The sequence below is a fragment of the Actinoplanes sp. OR16 genome (genome assembly GCF_004001265.1).
In the GTDB taxonomy this organism is placed as follows: Bacteria; Actinomycetota; Actinomycetes; order Mycobacteriales; family Micromonosporaceae; genus Actinoplanes.
Genome location: NZ_AP019371.1, coordinates 6,425,503 through 6,441,318 on the forward strand (window position 1 = coordinate 6,425,503; position 15,816 = coordinate 6,441,318).

The 15,816-nt window shown below is 71.4% G+C and carries 14 protein-coding genes; 8 read left to right on the forward strand and 6 right to left on the reverse strand.

The features are described 5' to 3' along the window. Positions 1-46: 46 nt before the first annotated feature. Positions 47-1,717: an amylo-alpha-1,6-glucosidase gene (locus EP757_RS29355; protein WP_127551452.1), complete on the reverse strand. Its 1,671-nt coding sequence runs from the start codon at positions 1,715-1,717 to the stop codon at positions 47-49. A 51-nt stretch (positions 1,718-1,768) separates the two neighbouring features. Beyond that, positions 1,769-2,398 carry a M23 family metallopeptidase gene (locus EP757_RS29360; RefSeq protein ID WP_127551454.1) on the reverse strand — a complete coding sequence of 210 codons (630 nt, stop codon included), beginning with the start codon at positions 2,396-2,398 and terminating at the stop codon, positions 1,769-1,771. 128 nt (positions 2,399-2,526) lie between these two features. Between EP757_RS29360 and EP757_RS29365 the strand changes: the two genes are divergently transcribed. Further along, positions 2,527-3,141: a hypothetical protein gene (locus EP757_RS29365; protein ID WP_127551456.1), complete on the forward strand. Its 615-nt coding sequence runs from the start codon at positions 2,527-2,529 to the stop codon at positions 3,139-3,141. Here the strand turns inward: EP757_RS29365 and EP757_RS29370 are convergent. From EP757_RS29370 to EP757_RS29380, 3 genes are all read right to left on the reverse strand, one after another. Then, positions 3,128-4,729 (reverse strand): ATP-binding protein, encoded by a 1,602-nt coding sequence (locus tag EP757_RS29370; protein ID WP_127551458.1) that lies wholly within the window; start codon positions 4,727-4,729, stop codon positions 3,128-3,130. The two genes, EP757_RS29365 and EP757_RS29370, sit on opposite strands and share 14 nt — an antisense overlap. Further along, positions 4,726-5,865, reverse strand: coding sequence for a PP2C family protein-serine/threonine phosphatase (locus tag EP757_RS29375; protein ID WP_127551460.1), 1,140 nt, complete (start codon positions 5,863-5,865; stop codon positions 4,726-4,728). Before EP757_RS29375 ends, EP757_RS29370 begins: the two co-directional genes overlap by 4 nt. A 154-nt stretch (positions 5,866-6,019) precedes the next feature. Continuing rightward, complete coding sequence (locus EP757_RS29380) at positions 6,020-7,162, reverse strand: PP2C family protein-serine/threonine phosphatase (protein ID WP_127551462.1); 1,143 nt, start codon at positions 7,160-7,162, stop codon at positions 6,020-6,022. Positions 7,163-7,218: 56 nt separating this feature from the next. Between EP757_RS29380 and EP757_RS29385 the strand changes: the two genes are divergently transcribed. The 7 genes from EP757_RS29385 to EP757_RS29415 all read left to right on the forward strand — a co-directional run bounded on the left by EP757_RS29385 (position 7,219) and on the right by EP757_RS29415 (position 13,008). After that, positions 7,219-7,887: a SprT-like domain-containing protein gene (locus EP757_RS29385; RefSeq protein ID WP_127551464.1), complete on the forward strand. Its 669-nt coding sequence runs from the start codon at positions 7,219-7,221 to the stop codon at positions 7,885-7,887. Beyond that, positions 7,884-9,104: an MFS transporter gene (locus EP757_RS29390; protein ID WP_127551466.1), complete on the forward strand. Its 1,221-nt coding sequence runs from the start codon at positions 7,884-7,886 to the stop codon at positions 9,102-9,104. Before EP757_RS29385 ends, EP757_RS29390 begins: the two co-directional genes overlap by 4 nt. Next, positions 9,040-10,086: an NYN domain-containing protein gene (locus EP757_RS29395; protein WP_127551467.1), complete on the forward strand. Its 1,047-nt coding sequence runs from the start codon at positions 9,040-9,042 to the stop codon at positions 10,084-10,086. Before EP757_RS29390 ends, EP757_RS29395 begins: the two co-directional genes overlap by 65 nt. A 116-nt stretch (positions 10,087-10,202) precedes the next feature. Then, positions 10,203-10,703, forward strand: coding sequence for a peptide-methionine (S)-S-oxide reductase MsrA (gene msrA, locus EP757_RS29400; RefSeq protein WP_127551469.1), 501 nt, complete (start codon positions 10,203-10,205; stop codon positions 10,701-10,703). A gap of 1 nt (position 10,704) precedes the next feature. Then, positions 10,705-11,301 (forward strand): hypothetical protein, encoded by a 597-nt coding sequence (locus EP757_RS29405; RefSeq protein WP_127551471.1) that lies wholly within the window; start codon positions 10,705-10,707, stop codon positions 11,299-11,301. 754 nt (positions 11,302-12,055) lie between these two features. Continuing rightward, positions 12,056-12,499 carry a hypothetical protein gene (locus EP757_RS29410; RefSeq protein WP_232050064.1) on the forward strand — a complete coding sequence of 148 codons (444 nt, stop codon included), beginning with the start codon at positions 12,056-12,058 and terminating at the stop codon, positions 12,497-12,499. Between the two features lie 8 nt (positions 12,500-12,507). Further along, positions 12,508-13,008, forward strand: coding sequence for an NUDIX hydrolase (locus EP757_RS29415; RefSeq protein WP_127551473.1), 501 nt, complete (start codon positions 12,508-12,510; stop codon positions 13,006-13,008). Positions 13,009-13,021: 13 nt separating this feature from the next. On the opposite strand, the gene EP757_RS29420 is transcribed toward EP757_RS29415, so the two are convergent. Then, positions 13,022-15,637 (reverse strand): glycosyl hydrolase, encoded by a 2,616-nt coding sequence (locus tag EP757_RS29420; protein ID WP_127551475.1) that lies wholly within the window; start codon positions 15,635-15,637, stop codon positions 13,022-13,024. Between the last annotated feature and the right edge of the window lie 179 nt (positions 15,638-15,816).

A 15,816-nucleotide genomic window follows, 5' to 3' on the forward strand; every position in this document is an offset into this window, starting at 1 on the left:
GCGGCGGCAGGAGAGAGGATCTACGGCACGACGACCGCCGCGGCGGTCAGCTCGCTGATCGGCGGGCGTGCGCCTCGGCGAGGATGAGGTAGCAGGCGGCCGTCCACGTGTAGGCGCGGTCGCGCAGGCCCCGGCCGGTGACCGCGTCGAAGTTCTCGGCGAACCCGGACCGCTCGCACAACGCCCGGAAACGCGCGCTCACCTCGTCGGCGAGGGCGGTCTCCCCGGCCCGGCGCAGGCCGTCCTCGATCAACACGGTGGACGGCGCCCAGATCGGGCCGCGCCAGTAGCCGTCGGCCACGTAGTGCGGCGAGGCGACCGGTTCGGTGGCGAGCCCCTGGTCGGTGAGGTGCTCACGCAGCCCGGCGACGAGGTGGTCGCGCACCTCGGGCGGGAGCGTGTCGCCGAGCACCATCGGCATGAGCGCGAGAAGGCTGCTACTGGCCGAGGAAGGGGAGCCGGGTCGCAGGGCCACGAAGCGGCCGCCGTCCCACAGCCGGGCGAACAGGTTCTTCTCCAGTTCGGCGGCGGCCGTCTCCCAGTCGTGGTCGAGGCCCAGCTCGGCCGCGAGGACGGACAGTTCCCGCAGGTGCAGGACGAGGAACGCGGCGAGGTCGGCGGTCTGCAGCAGCCGGCCCGCGTCGAACGTGGTGGCGTTGTCCCAGCCGCTGTCGTTGCCGTGCTGGTAGTACGGCAGCGCGTCACCGGGAACCCGCCGGTGGTCGAGCCAGAACCGGGCCTGGGCGGCCATCCGGTCGTACGCCTCGGTGAGCCGGCCGGCGGGCAGCGGGCCGAGGCGTCGGCGCAGCAGCCCGAACGCCCAGCCGTGGATCGGCGGTTTCACGAAGTTGTAGAGGACCTCGGAGTGCGTCACCGAGTCGGGTAGCGCACCGGCCGGGTCCTGGTGGTCGAAGGGGAGCAGGAACTGGTCCCAGGCCAGCGCCGGCTCACCGGCGGCCAGCGCGATCGCGTTGAAGCAGTGATCCCAGCTCCACACCTTGTCCATCCAGTGCTTGGACATGAGGACGGCGGGCCGGGTGACGAAACCGCCCGGGGAGACGGTGGCCGACCAGATGACGTACGCCGCGAGCTCGGCGGCCGGCGTCTGCCCGCCGCGCCACGGTGCGACCGCGTCGACGAAGGAATCGAACGCGTCCCGTGCCGCCGACACCACCTCGGCGAACGGAACCGGGGAGGAGAACGGCGCCCGCGCCGCCGCGTACTCCTCGATGGCGATCTCCCAGGCCGGCCCGCCCGGCAGGTCGACGTGCCGATCCCCGGAGCCGAGCAGTTCGAGACCCCGGGCGACGGGGGAGCCGGTGAGCACGGTCAGCCGATATCGCCGGCCGGTCTCGTAGGAGGTGAAGACGAACGATCCGTCCGCCGGGTCCCGGTAGAGGTAGGTGCCACTGAACGGCGTGAGCGTCGACGCCGCGGCGGCCACCCGGATCCCCAGGCCGTCGCCGCGCAGCCGGATCGTGTCGGCGCTCTGGTAGACGAGATCGATCCGCCCGCCCGCCGCCTGCCAGGAGAGCACGGCCGGTGTCACGGTCACCCTCGCGTCGGCGACCACGAACCGCAGGACCGGATGCATGCCGGTCTGGTGGGAGACGAGATGCAGATCGTCGGCGTGAACGTTCTCGGCGATCACCGGAGAGATGCCGAACCACGACCCGCGACGGCTGAACGGAATGTCTCGGATATCGAATTCGGTCATCTTCCCGGCCTTTCTCGTGGCGCCGGGCTCGCACCCGGCGCCACCATGTTCTCAGGCCTTGCAGCCGTTCTTCTTCTGCCATGCCTTCACCGCGGCGACCGGGCTCTTCTTGCCGCCCTTGCGCCACGACGTGAGGTACTTCGCGGGCCAGATGACGCCCCGGCGGACCTTCCAGTCGCCGGCCTTCTTGCACGGCGGCGAGATGCCGTAGTGCACGTGGCAGACGCCGCTCGCGTTGCCGGTCTTGCCGACCGTGCCGAGCTTCTGGCCGGCCTTGACCTTGACGCCCTTCTTGATGCCCTTCGTGACGCTGCTCAGGTGCGAACCGTAGTAGCGGACGCCGTCGTCACCCTTGATGGAGACGAACTTGCCGCCGTTGTACGGGCCGTCCTTCATGCCCTTCTTGTACTTGTCGACCCGGCTCACCTCGAGCACGACGCCGCTGGTGGTGGCCACGAACGGCTTGCCGCAGGCGGCGAAGATGTCGGTGGCCGGGTACCCGGCGTGGGTCTTGTGAAACGAGACGTTCTTGGCCTTGACCGGGAAGACGTACTTGACCGTCTTCGCAGCCGAGACCGAAGAAGCCGTGACCTTGGCGGGAGCCGCCACCGCTTCACCGGCGCCGCCGGTGAGCGTGACGGCGACGACCGCCACCCCGATGAGGCACTTCTTGAATCGCATCGCGTCACCCTAGTGGTAAGACCAAACCTTCAGCTTTCCCACAGCGGCCAGGCGTTGACATCCGTGTGAAAGGCGACCGGGCGGGTACCCACTTGACCACGATCGACTACTGGAGGGAGCTGGGTGATATGACGTCATCCCCATCCACACGGACTCCAACCAGCACGCGGCAACCGCTCGCCGAAGCGGTCGTCGCGCTCGCCGGGACGCCGGACGACATGCCGGACCTCGACACCCGCCTGAAGCGGATCGCCGAGCTGGCCGCCGACCGGATCGGCGGGGTCGACTACGCGGCGATCCGCGCCCGGCCGGACGACGGGAGCTGTGTCGTCGCGGTCGGCGAAGCCCTGGAGGGTCTCGGTACGACGGCGATCAGCTGGCCGGGCTTCCGGGACGAGGCGGCCGGGATGGGCCTGGCGGTGGTCTCCGTGCCGCTGACCACCGGCAGTGGCGCCCGGGTGGCGACCCTCGACCTGTACGGCAGCGACCCTGCCGCGATCACCGCCCTCGGCGAGGGGATCAGCGCCGCGTTCGACCCCGACCTGCCGCTCGCCGAGAACCTGGACGCCGGTGGCGAGGAGTTGGTGAACGGGCTCGCCGAGGCGGTGTGCGTGCGCGAGACGCTCCAGCTCGCGCTGACGCTGATGGAGGGAGACGGTGAGGCGTACCCGCGGTTGCGCCTGGCCGCCGCCGACCAGGGGGTGTCCCTGCTGACGGCGGCGACCAGGGTCATCGCGCGCTGAGAGCGTCCTCGGGAGCGAGATCCTCCGACGACGACGACGACGCCGGGACCGCCGGGACCTCCGGAGCCGCCGGCAGCGTGAACCACACCGAGGCGCCCGGTGAGGCGTCGAGGTCGAGCCAGATCCGCCCGCCGTGGTACTCGATGATCTTCTTGACGACGGCGAGGCCGATGCCGGTGCCCTCGTAGGCGTCACGCGGGTGCAGCCGCTGGAAGATGACGAACACCTTGTCGGCGTACTCGGCCTCGATCCCGATGCCGTTGTCCCGCACATTGATCTTCCACTGGTCGCCGTCCCGCTCGGCCGAGACGTGCACCTCGGGCGGCACGTCGGGGCGGCGGAACTTCAGCGAGTTGCCGATCAGGTTGACGAAGACCGCGGTCAGGATCGGCTCCTCGCCGTTCACCTCGGGGAGCGGGTCCGCGGTGATCCGGGCGTCGTCCCCGGTACGCGAGGCGAGCTGTGAGGTCGCCTCGGTCAGCACCCGGTTCAGGTCGACGGTCCGGAAACCCGTGGTGAGCCGGCCGATGCGGGAGAACGCCAGCAGATCGTTGATGAGCCGTTGCATGCGCTGGGCGCCGTCGGTGGCGAACGCGATGTACTGGTCGGCGCGGGCGTCGAGCTGCCCGGCGTACCGGCGTTGCAGCAGCTGGCAGAAGCTGGCCACCTTGCGCAGCGGCTCCTGCAGGTCGTGCGAGGCGACGTAGGCGAACTGCTCGAGATCCCGGTTGGACCGGGTCAGCTCGGCGGCCTTGAGCTCCAGCTCCTCCTTGGCGGCCTCCACCTGGCGGCGGGCCTCGCTGACCTCGCTCAGCTCCGCGGCGATCTGCCGCCGCATGCCGTCCACGTCGTCGGCGAGACCGCGCAGCTCCGGCGAGCCGCCACTGGAGATCCGCCGCTCGTAGTCGCCCGCCGCGACCTGCCGCACCTGCGTCGCGAGGGTCGTCACCGGCCGGCTGACCAGGCGGTCCAGGAGCAGCAGCATCGCCGCGCCCACCACGATCACCATGGCCGCGGCACTGATCTCCAGGACGATCAGGATCTTCCCGGTACGCCGGGCAGCGGCCGCAGCCTCGTTGCGCAGGGCCAGGATGTCCGCGCGCAGATCGTCGACTCCGGCGCGCAGCGCGTCGAATCGCGCGGTGCTCGCCGCCTCGTCGAGCTGCTGGCTCGTGTCCCCGGAACGCACGGCGGCGATGACCTGCTCGGCGACGTCGGCCTGCCACCGCGCGGCCAGCTCCCGCACCTGGCGCAGGTCCTCGTCGATCGCCGCGTGACCGTCCGCCGCGTTCAGCGACTCGATCTCCGCGAGCAGATCCCGTTCGGCCTGGCGGCCACGCTCGTACGGCTGGAGGCTCTCCGCCGAGCCGCTCAGCGCGAACCCGCGGATCGACGTCTCCTGGTCCAGGTACGCCGCGTTGAGCTCCTCACCGGCCACCCGCATCGGACCGGTCTTCTCCAGGATGACGTCGAGGTTCCGGTTGCTGTCGGCGGTGATGAACACCGCGACGAGACCGAGCCCGGCCATCAGGACCCCGGCGATGACGAACAGCGCGACGACCCGGCGCCGCAGAGTCCAGGAACTCATCGATCCTTCTTCTTCGTGATCAGCAGCATTGCCACGTCGTCGGCGAGCGGGCCCCCGTTGGCGCGCTCGGCCCGGTCCACCAGCCACTCCGGCACCTCGTCGACCGGCACCGCGGCGGACGCCCTCAGCAGGTCGCCGAGCCCGGCCTGGCCGAGCCGCCCGCCGTCAGCGGTGCGGCCCTCGATCAGACCGTCGGTGTAGAGCAGCAGCGACCAGTCGTCGTCCGGGAGGGTGGTCTCGTGGACCGGCGCCGGGCGCGGCCGTACACCGAGCACGATCCCGGCGGGTGCGGGCAGCGCCGCCGCGTCGCCACCGGCGAGCAGGACCGGCGGCGGATGCCCGGCCAGCCGGGTGGTGACCCGCCCGGCGTCCAGGTCGACGGTCACCATGGCGATCGTGGTGAACACCTCGCGGGCCCGGCGCTCGCTGACCAGCACCTGCTCCACGGACGGCAGGACGTGGTCGGCGGGCACCCCGGCGAGGATCAGGGCCCGCCAGGCGACCCGGAGCTCGGCGCCGAGCGCGGCCTCGTCGGGCCCGTGCCCGCAGACGTCGCCGACGATCGCCTGCAACGTGGCCGGGCCGGTCTGCACGACGTCGAAGAAATCGCCGCCGAGCAGGCCGGAGCCGCGGCCCGAGCGGTAGAAGGTGTGCACCGCCGCCGCGTCGGTGGTCATCAGCGGCTGGGGGAGCAGGCCGCGTTCCAGCCGGGCCGACTCGGCCTGCTGCAGTTCGGCGTCGTGCAGGCGGCGGGCGTTCTCGTCGGCGCGCCGGCGCTCGACCGCGTACCGCAGGGCCCGGGACAGCAGGACGCCGTCCACCTGCCCCTTGATCAGGTAGTCCTGGGCGCCCTCGGCGACCGCCACCACGCCGAGGTGCTCGTCGGAACGGCCGGTCAGCACGCAGACCGCGGCATCGCCCGCGACGGCGAGCAGCTTGCGCAGGCCCTCGATGCCCTCGGCGTCGGGCAGGCCGAGGTCGAGCAGGACGCAGTCGATGCCGTCCAGCAGGGTCTGCGCCTCGGCGAACGTGCCGGCCACGGTGAGGTGGAACGCCCCCGGGCTCTCCTGGAGGAGCTCGCCGACCAGGAAGGCGTCACCGGCGTCGTCCTCCACCAGCAGGACACGGAGGCTCACGACGACTGTCCCCGGTGGACTCGTGCGCTGTCGATGTGGTGGATGGCCAGGTCCTCTCCGATGAGCAGCGCATGAATTATGACCGTTTCCCGGTGCGAAGTAGTTGGCGGGTGGCAAATAAATTCGCGGATGCCGCCGGCGTACCGGGAATGGTCTAATGCCGCCGCCATTGGAGCATGGCCGCGGTGGCGTCGTCGCGGAGTTCGCCCTCCTCGTAGGAGACGATGGCCTGGACCAGCCGGCGCATGATCTCCGGGGCGGGGATGCCGGCGCCGAGGTCGCGGAGCAGGAAATCGCCGAGACGGTCCACGCCGAACAGAGTGCCCGCGGCGTCGCGGGCCTCGGTGATGCCGTCGGTGTAGAGGACCAGCGTGTCGCCCGGCCGCAACTGCTCCTCGATCACCCGCGGCGGGCGGGGCAGCATGTGGCCGAGGCCGAGCGGGAGGCCGTTCGGTGTGGGGAGCGGCGGCAGGGCCCGGCCGTCGCGGAGGAAGAGCTCGGCGGGGTGACCGGCGCTGATCCGGCGGTACAGCCCGGTCGCCATGTCCAGTTCGGCCAGCAACGCGGTCACGAACGCGCCCGGGTACTGCGCGCGGATCCACTTGTCGATCGACCGGCACGTGTCGAGCAGGGAGAGGCCGGAGCGGCGGGCGTTGCGGTACGTGTTCAGCGTCAGTGTGGTCAGCGCGCTGGCGCTCATCCCGTGGCCGACCGTGTCGAAGAGGGCCACGTGCAGGGTGTCGCCGTTCGCCGCGTAGTCGAACGCGTCGCCGCCGACCTCGTAACACGGCTCCAGGACCGCGGTGACCATGGTGCCGTCGACGGCGAAGGTGAGCGGCGGCAGCTGGTTCCAGACGATCTCGGCGGCCAGTTGCATCGGCATCCGGCGGCGGGTGTGCTCGACGGCGTCGCCGTAGAAGCGGCGGCTCGCGATGAGTTCGGCCACCAGGGCGGCGATGATCTCGAGATCGCCTATCTCCTGGTTCTTCCGTTCGATCTGGAGCACTCCCAGGCGCTCGGCGCCGTGCAGCAACGGCAACCACAGCCGGCCGTCGGCCCACCTCGGCTGCGCCGTCGTGAACGCCAGCCCGGCCTCGGTGCCCTCCACGTCGAGCGGCACGCCGGTGCCGCCACGGAGAGGGTGCAGGGCCAGCTGACCGTAATCGACCAGCAGCACGATCGCCGACTCCGCGTCCAGCAGGGGCGCGGCGACGGCCAGCACCTGCGGCAGGTCCTCGGCCCGGCCACGGTGCCGCAGATCCATGAGCCGGCGAACGGCTTCCATCGACGCGGACATCACAGCTCCCTTCCCCAATCCCGGGGTTGGTCATGCCTCGTGCGTAACCTGGCACGGTGCAGCTGACCGAAGCCCGTGAACTCGCCACCGGACTGATGGCCCGGCACGGGCTCACCGGCTGGCGGTTCGCCTTCGACGACGCGAAGACCCGGGCCGGGGTGTGCCACCACGGCCGCAAGCTGATCGGATTGTCCCGGCCGCTCACCGAGCTGTACAGCGCCGCGCAGGTCACCGACACCGTGCTGCACGAGATCGCCCACGCCCTCGCCGGTCCGTCGCACGGGCACGACCGGGTCTGGCGGCGGATCGCCGTGCGGATCGGCTGCTCCGGAACCCGCTGCGTGCCGCGGGAGGCGCCGCGCGTCGACGGCCGGTGGGTGGGCGTCTGCCCGGCCGGTCACCGGACCACCGCGCACCGGCGGCCCACCCGGGTCCGGTCGTGCCTCGACTGCTCGCCGCGGTTCGACGCCGCCGCCGTCTTCGACTGGACGCACGACGGCGAGCCCGTGGCGATGCACCCGTCCTACGTCGCCGAGCTGCGCAGGATCTCGTCGGCCGCGGTGGTCCTCCTGCCGGTCGGCGCGCGGGTCCGGCTCATCGGGGGCGGGCGGTACCACGGCCTGGCCGGGACGATCGTCAAGCGCGGGCGCACGCGCTACGAGGTGACGACGCCGGCGGGCCTGCTCCGGGCCCCGTTCAGCATGGTGGAGGACCTGTCGCCGTGATCCCGGTCCTGCCGCGCTACCTCGCCGCCGCGACCGGGGCCCGGCTCGCCGACGAGGGTGCCCGCGTCTCGATCGTGCTGCTCGCGCTCGACCAGACCGGGAGCGCCACGGTGGGCGGCCTGCTCGTCGCGGCGCTGATGGTCCCGCACGTGGCAGCCGCACCGCTGGCCGGCGCCGCCGCCGACCGGGCCCGCCGCCGCAAGCCCCTCTACCTGGCCGCCTTCGTCGCCTACGCCGCCGCCCTGACCGGTTCCGCACTGCTGATCGGCGCCGCCACCTGGGCCGCCGCGCTGCTGCTGTTCACCGGCGGCTGTCTCGCGCCGCTGCTCTTCGGTGGTCTGAGCAGCCTGCTCCGCGAGCTGACGCCGGCGAACCTGGGCCGCTCGTTCGGGTTCGACGCCACCACCTACTCGGTCGCCGGCATCGCCGGTCCCGCACTCGCCGCGCTGGTCGCGGGCTTCGCCGGCGCGGCCTGGTCACTGGTCGCCCTCGGTGGTTTCGCCCTGGTGGGCGCGGCGGCCTTCGCCACCCTTCCGCTGCGATCCACCCCATCCCCGGTACGAGGGACCCGCGCCGTGCGGCGACCGTCCGCCTTCGCCGTGATCGTCCGCAGGCCACGGCTCGGCGCCGTCACCGCCGCGACCGGCATCAGCCAATTCGGCTTCGGCGCGCTCCCGCTCGCGGCCGCCGCGATCGCCACGGCCCGGCACGACCCGCCCCTGACCGGCCTGATCATGGCGGTCACGGCGGTCGGCGGCCTGATCGGGTCCCTGCTCACCACCCGCATCCGGCTCGTCCACCGGCACCCGGAACACACCCTGCTGATCTGCACGGCGGCGATGGCCGTACCGTTCCTGATCCCCGCCTTCCTCCCGGCGGCCTGGCCGCTGACGGCGGTGGCCGGGCTGCTGATGGGCCCGGTCACCGTGGCGCTCTTCTCGGTCCGCGACCGCGAGTCGCCGGAGGAGACCCGCACCCAGGTCTTCACTCTCGGCGCCGGTATCAAGGTCACCTCGGCGGCGGCCGGCGCCGCGGTGGGCGGCCTGCTGTCCGGAGCCGGGTCGGGGCTGCTGCTCGCCGTGATCGCCGGGATGCAGGTGGTCGCGGCCACGACCGGGTTGCTCATCCTCCGCCGTGGGTACGCTGAGCAGCGTGGATCAAGAAGAGCGGATCGCCCTGTTCCTCGACTACGAGAACCTGGCCATCGGAGCACGTGAACACCTCGGCGGCATGGTCTTCGACCTGCGGCCGGTCGCTGACGCTCTCGCCGAGCGCGGCCGGGTGGTGGTGCGTCGGGCGTACGCCGACTGGTCCTATTTCGACGAGGACCGCCGGATGCTCACCCGCTCGCACGTCGAGCTGATCGACATCCCGCAGCGGATGGGCACCTCCCGCAAGAACGCCGCCGACATCAAGATGACCGTCGACGCGCTGGAGCTGGCGTTCGAGCGGCAGTACATCTCGACGTTCGTCCTCTGCACCGGCGACAGCGACTTCACCCCGCTCGTCGACAAACTGCGGGCCCTCAACAAGCGCGTGATCGGCGTCGGGGTGGAACGCAGCACGTCGGCGCTGCTGCCCCCGGCCTGCGACGAGTTCCTCTTCTACGACCACCTGGACGGGGTGGAGATCCCGCCGTCCCGGTCGAAGCGTTCCCGGCCCGCGCCCGCGCCGGTGTCGCCCGCTCCCGCCGCTCCTCCTTCTCCCGATCTCGAAACGCCCGCCCGGGACGCCGAAAGCCTCACCGCTCTCGTCGCGCAGACCGTCTCCGGTCTCCAGCGCAGCGGCAGCGGCACGGTCACCGCGTCCACGCTCAAGCGCACGCTGCTGCGCAAGGACCCGACGTTCAACGAGGCCGACTACGGCTTCCGCGCCTTCGGTGAGCTGCTGCGCCACCTGGCCGGCACCGGCGTCATCGAACTCGCCGGCAAGGGCGACCCGGAGGTGTCACTGCCCGAGCACGGCGACCGGGAGGCGGCGTTCGGCCTGCTCCGGGCCGTGGTGACCGACCTGGCCGGCGCGGGCCCGGTCGCTCTGTCCGGCCTGAAGAACCAGGTCCGCAAGGTCGCCGGTGACTTCAGCGAGAAGAAACTGGGCTACCGCAGTTTCCTCCAGTTCGCCAAGGCCGCGGCCACGGCCGGCGTGATCCGCCTGGAGTGGAGCCCGGACGCGGACGACTACCTTCTGACCCCGCCGTGAAACCTGGTGATCGAGGTGACAGTGCGCCTGCCGGGGACAGCGGGCATTATCCGGCGGTCTCCAGCGTTTCGCCAGTGCGGGACGATGGAGCCCACTACGACGAATGAGGTGCGCACATGAGCACGGAGAAGGCGATCCTCGCCGGCGGCTGTTTCTGGGGCATGCAGGACCTGATCCGCAAGCGTCCCGGGGTCGTCACCACGCGGGTCGGCTACACCGGCGGCCACGTGGACAACGCCACCTACCGCAACCACGGCGGGCACGCCGAGGCCATCGAGATCGTGTTCGACCCGGCCGCCACGTCGTACCGTGATCTGCTGGAGTTCTTCTTCCAGATCCACGACCCGACGACGGTGAACCGGCAGGGCAACGACATCGGCGACAGCTACCGGTCCGCGATCTTCTTCGAGTCGGACGAGCAGAAGAAGGTCGCCGAGGACACCATCGCCGACGTCGAGGCGTCCGGGCTGTGGCCGGGCAAGGTCGTCACCGAGGTGACGGCGGCCGGCCCGTTCTGGGAGGCGGAGCCGGAGCACCAGGACTACCTGGAGCGCATCCCGAACGGCTACACCTGCCACTTCCCGCGGCCGAACTGGAAGCTGCCGCGCCGCGGCTGACATGCGCTTCGACGGCTGGATCGCCGGTGTGGGGACGGCCAGTGGCACCAGACTCGTGCTGGGCCACTGGCCGGTCTCGCCGTACGGGCCGGTCAGCGACGTGATGATCGAGCATCCGGACGGTCACCGTGTGCTCCTGGCGCCGACCGCGGAACTCGGCCGGTTCATCGCCGACACCTATTCCTTCGACGACGTCTCCACGGTCCCGGTCGCCGTACGCCGGTCCGGGACGCAGTGGGCCGTGGACGCCGGCCCGCTCACCCTCCGCTTCACCACCGGCGGCCGGGGAGCGCTCGGCAGTGTTCTGCGCGTGGTGCCACCGGTCCTGGCCCGCTGGCGTCCGTGGGTCCGTCTCATCGACACCCCGGCGCGGCTGCTGCGCGGCGTCCGCACCTACGGCAGCGCCGGCAACGGCCGCCGCGAGTGGTACGCCGCCCAGGACCTGCACCGGATCACCAGCGCCACGGCCGTCCTCGACGGCCGGGATCTCGGGCGGCTGACCGGCGTCGACCCACCGGTGCGCTTCGGATTCGGCTCCACACCACCGTTCCCGGCCCTGGTCCGGGTCACCACCACGGTCAGCCTGCCTCCGCGGTGAGGCCCGCCGCGGCCGCCGGCCGTTGCCCCGGCGTGCGCGAGGTGCCGGCTCAGCGGCGGAGAAGGTGTTCTCCTGCGCCGAATGGTCACTCCTCGGATGCGCCGGCCGGGGCCTCGGGCCGATTCGTGGAGTGTGGTGGGGCCCAGAGCACCCACGATCTTCCACCAAGCCGCCATCCTCCAAGATCCGGCGTCACCGTTCGTGACCGTGAGCCCGCCGGCACCGCGCTGCAGGCCTCCTGCTGCTGGCGCCGTGCTGCTGCTGGCCTTCTGCTGCTGGCGCCGTGCTGCTGGCCTCCTGCCGCTGGCGCCGCGCTGTAGGTCTTCTGCCGCTAGCGCCGTGTTGCTGGTCTTCTGCCGCCGCCACCGCGCTGCTGGTCTTCTGTTGTTGGCGCCGTGTTGCTGGTCTTCTGCCGCCGCCACCGTGCTGCTGGTCTTTTGTTGTTGGCGCCGTGCTGCTGGCCTTCTGCCGCCGGCACCGCGCCACAGGCCTCCTGCCACGGCCTCCTGCCACCAGCCCCAGCCCCCGCCCCCGCCCCCGCCCCCGCCCCGGATCTTGGGCGAATCTTCACATCCTGAGGTGGAAAATCGCTCAAGATCTGGGAAGCGGAGTGAGGTCTGAGGACGGTGCGCGGATGGTCCCGGCGGACCGGCGAGCAACGCCCGGTCGTGTGAGGGCGGCGCGGTCGTGTGAGGGCGGCGCGGTCGTGTGAGGGCGTCGCGGTGGACGGCGGGGCGCGCGGTAGGTTGCTCGGGTGGCAGTGAGTCTTGATGAAGTGGGCGAGCGCGACGGCTGGCGCTGCTGGGTGTGCGACGAGCCGGTGGACGCGGACATGTCGGTGAACGATGCGCGGGGGCCGAGCGTGGACAGCCGGACGGCGGACCGGAAGGCCAAGGTGGCCGAGCGCCTCGCTCACCGGGCGTGCAACAGCCGGAAGGGCGCCGTCAAGGTCGTCATCGCCTGGCCGGACCGGCTGAACGTGATCGAGCCGGCGCCGCTGATCACCGTGGCGGAGCGGCTGGAGCGCAAGGGTGGCCGGGAACTGGTCGCCCGCTGCCCGGGCAAGAAGGATGCGCAGGAAGCGGCGGACTGGCTGGTGGACCGTTTCTCCCGGCTGGTGCCCGGTCTGCCGGTGACCGCGTCCGTCGACGCCGGTGGTGGCCAGTTCCTGGTCGCGCTGGCCACCGGTCGCCGCTGACCGCGTTCGTGACGCTGAACCTCCGGCACTCCGTCCGCGCGATCATCCTCGACGAGGATGATCGCGTGCTGCTCTGCCGTTTCGTGTTCCCGCACCCGGCGGTGCCCGCGCAGGCGACGGTCGTCTGGGCGGCACCGGGCGGCGGCATCGAACCCGGCGAGGACGGGCTGACGGCGCTGCGCCGCGAGCTGCGCGAGGAGACCGGCCTGACGATCACCGCCGATCCGCCGCACGTCTGGCGCCAGGAGGTCGTCGCCGGCCACGCGCCGGGTTTCGACGGCATCGTCAACGACTACTTCCTGGTCCGCGCGAGCCACTTCGAACCCCGCGGCGAGCTGACCGACGACCAGCTCGCCGCGGAGAGGCTGGCCGGTTTCCGGTGGTGGACGCTCGCGGAGATCGCCGGTCATCGAGGTCCTGACCTCTTCTCACCCCGCGACCTGACCACACCGTTGACGGCGCTGCTGACAGTGGGACCGCCGGACCGGCCGGCCCCACTGGGTCTCTAGCCGATGTGACGTGTCACCGGTAGCTCCGGACGGTGACCGGGCCGAGCAGGCCGTACTGCTGGCGGGCGGCGATGCCGAAGACGGCCGGGCTGGTGGTGCGCAGGCGGTTGAGCAGCGTCGTCGCGACCTCGACCTCGATCGTGTTGACGCCGCGCTTGAGGGTGATGTCGGCGACCGGCTGCAGGACGTCGACGGCCGGCAGCAGGCGGCCGTTCACCCGGACCCGGCAGGTGTCGACGACCTTGCCGAGTTCCAGGAGCGCCTTCGTGGCGGCCGGTACGGTGACCGTGGTGCGGTAGCGGCCGATGCCGGAGACGTCGGTCAGTTCCGGGATCGACGACCACGGGAGCAGGCCGGTGAGCGTCACGGCGTGCGTGGTCACGCCGGTGGGTTGCCAGTCCTCCACCTCGAGTTCCCAGTCGGTGAGCTGGGCGGAGATGTCGGTGAACGTCCGGCTCGGGATCTCGGCGCGCCGCTTGGAGAATGCCAGCAGCAACGACTGCCCCGGCAGCAACGCCACCCTGACGCGGACCCGGTGACCGTCGCGCTCGAAGGCGATTCCCTGCCGTGAACCGGTCCAGGCATTGACCACCACCGGCACCGACGAGCGGGAAGCCGTCGTCAGCCACACGTCGTGGTCGATCGCGGTGATGTTCCGGTTCTCGGCGTGCCGCGCGTTCGCCAGGTAGTAGTGGTCCTCGTCGCCGTCGACCCGGCGCACTGTCATCAGCGTCGACCGCTGATACTCGACGTCCCGCTTGACACCCAGCTCTTCGAGGGCGGCCGGGATGCCGGTCTGGTCGGTCACGTTCCGCACGACCGGGAGCGCCAGCAGGTCGGCGAGGATCGGCTGCAGGGCAGCGGGGTGGACGTCCGACCAGTTCCCGATCACGATGGTCGGCAGCCCTTTCCGAGCCAGCGCGAGGATCTGCCGGCCCGCCCGTACCGACAGCGTGTGGTCCTTGCCCCGGAAAGCGTCACCGTCGAGGATCAGCGCCTTGTAGCGCGGCGGACCCAGGCGGCCCGCACGGATCTCGGCGGCCGGCAGGGCGAGCGAGGCCTCGTCGACGAACCCGTGCGTCCAGCCGATCGGGATGCCGTCGTTCGTCGCCCACGGCGCGCCGATGCCGGTCGCGGTCCAGCCCTTCTGCCGGAAGAACGCGAGGTCAGCACGGGCGGTGCCGTTTTGAAGAGCATCCTGGGTACGAGCGAACCAGCCGGCGATGTCCCGGGCGTGCCGCCAGGTGGGCTGGCGCGGACCCCAGGCCTCGGCGTACCCGATCCCGTTGCCGTTGTAGGGGGAGAACGCCGCGAATCCGGGCCACGCTGCTCCCGGCGCGTCGGAGTAGGCGAACCCGTGCAGGACCGCCTGGTTGACCCCGCCCGCGAAGACGCTGCCCATCGTCTGCAGCACCTTGTTCCAGGTGGTGGAGTAGGCGCCGTTCGCGTAGGCGGCCGCCTCGCAGGACAGCACCTTCTTCCCGGCCATGTCCCGGGCCGACGCGAGCACCCGGTAGTCGTCCAGGTTCTTGAAGCCGAGCGACTCGCTCTCCGCCACGTCGAGCAGCGTGGCGCTGCGGATCGCGTCGGTGGCGAGGCCGTACGGCTGGGCGCGCAGCTTCAGTCCGAGCGAGTGGGCGAAGTCGCGGAGCGGGATCAGGTGGTTCTCGTGGTACAGGTCGGAGAGCACCTGGTTGAGGGCGTCCCGGGCGTGGTTCGTGTCGTCGCTCGCGTAGGAGTAGAGGTACTTGCCCTTCGGGTTGATCAGGATCGGCAGCAGGGGCAGCAGGTCGGTCCCGGTGCGCTTCGCGAACTCGGCGTCCAGGCCCGGCGTCCAGATCGTCCAGTCGCTCTCCAGTTCGAGGGAGTCCTCGAAGAGGTCGCCGCCGGCGTCGCGCAGCAGCTTGCGGATGGACCTGGTGAGGATCAGCTCGTTCCACGCGTCGATGACGGCCCGCGTGCCGGCCTTGCTGAAGTGGTCGACGACGTAGGAGTCCGGGTCGGTGTGCGGGCCGCCCTCGGGTTCCTGCCCGGAGCCGCGGACCGTGTACGTGAAGAGCAGCCAGTTCCCCTCGGCGACGGTGACCGTCTCGCCGGGGCTCAGGGTGCGGACCGATGCGGGGTCGAGTGTGGTGCCGGTGACGATCCGGGCGACCTGCGCAGGGTAAGTGCCGGCATCGGAAGGCGCTGTCACGCTGCCGGTGAACGGCGTGACGGTGTGAACCAGTTCCTTGGCCGCCGCCTGATCGTCCGGGGTGATGCCGGGGACCGCCGCGGGCCAGCTCGGGCCCACCGCGAGGTCGATGGTGATGCCTCTCCTGCGAGCCTGGCGCAGGGCCGTCTCGACGGCGTCCCGCCACGGCTGCGTGCCCCAGCCGTGGCCGGCGGCGTCCAGGTCGACGCGGACGCTGTGGTGCACGTCCTGGATCTCCAGGCCGGCGAACCCGGCGTCGGCCACCTGGTCCACCTCGCGGGCGATCTCGGCCGGGTCGACCAGGCCGTGCGGCCACCACCAGCGGAACTTCGCGCCGGTGCTCGGCAGCGGCTCGGCGCCGTGAGCGAAAGCGGGGGCGGACGGCCAGGGCAGGGCGGCGGCCGCGCCGATGGCGAGGACGGTACGACGCTTCATCGAGTTCTCTCCAGGGTGGCGGTGAGCACGGCGGCTCCGGTGAAAATCGTTTCAAGGCGCGCTAAAGAAATCAGTTCCCTTGACGAATCGAAGCGCTTCGCCTATGGCTGATAAACAGCGGGAATCCGACAGGTGGTGATTGTGAAACGTTATAACATGGCTGTCACGTCACGGTAATA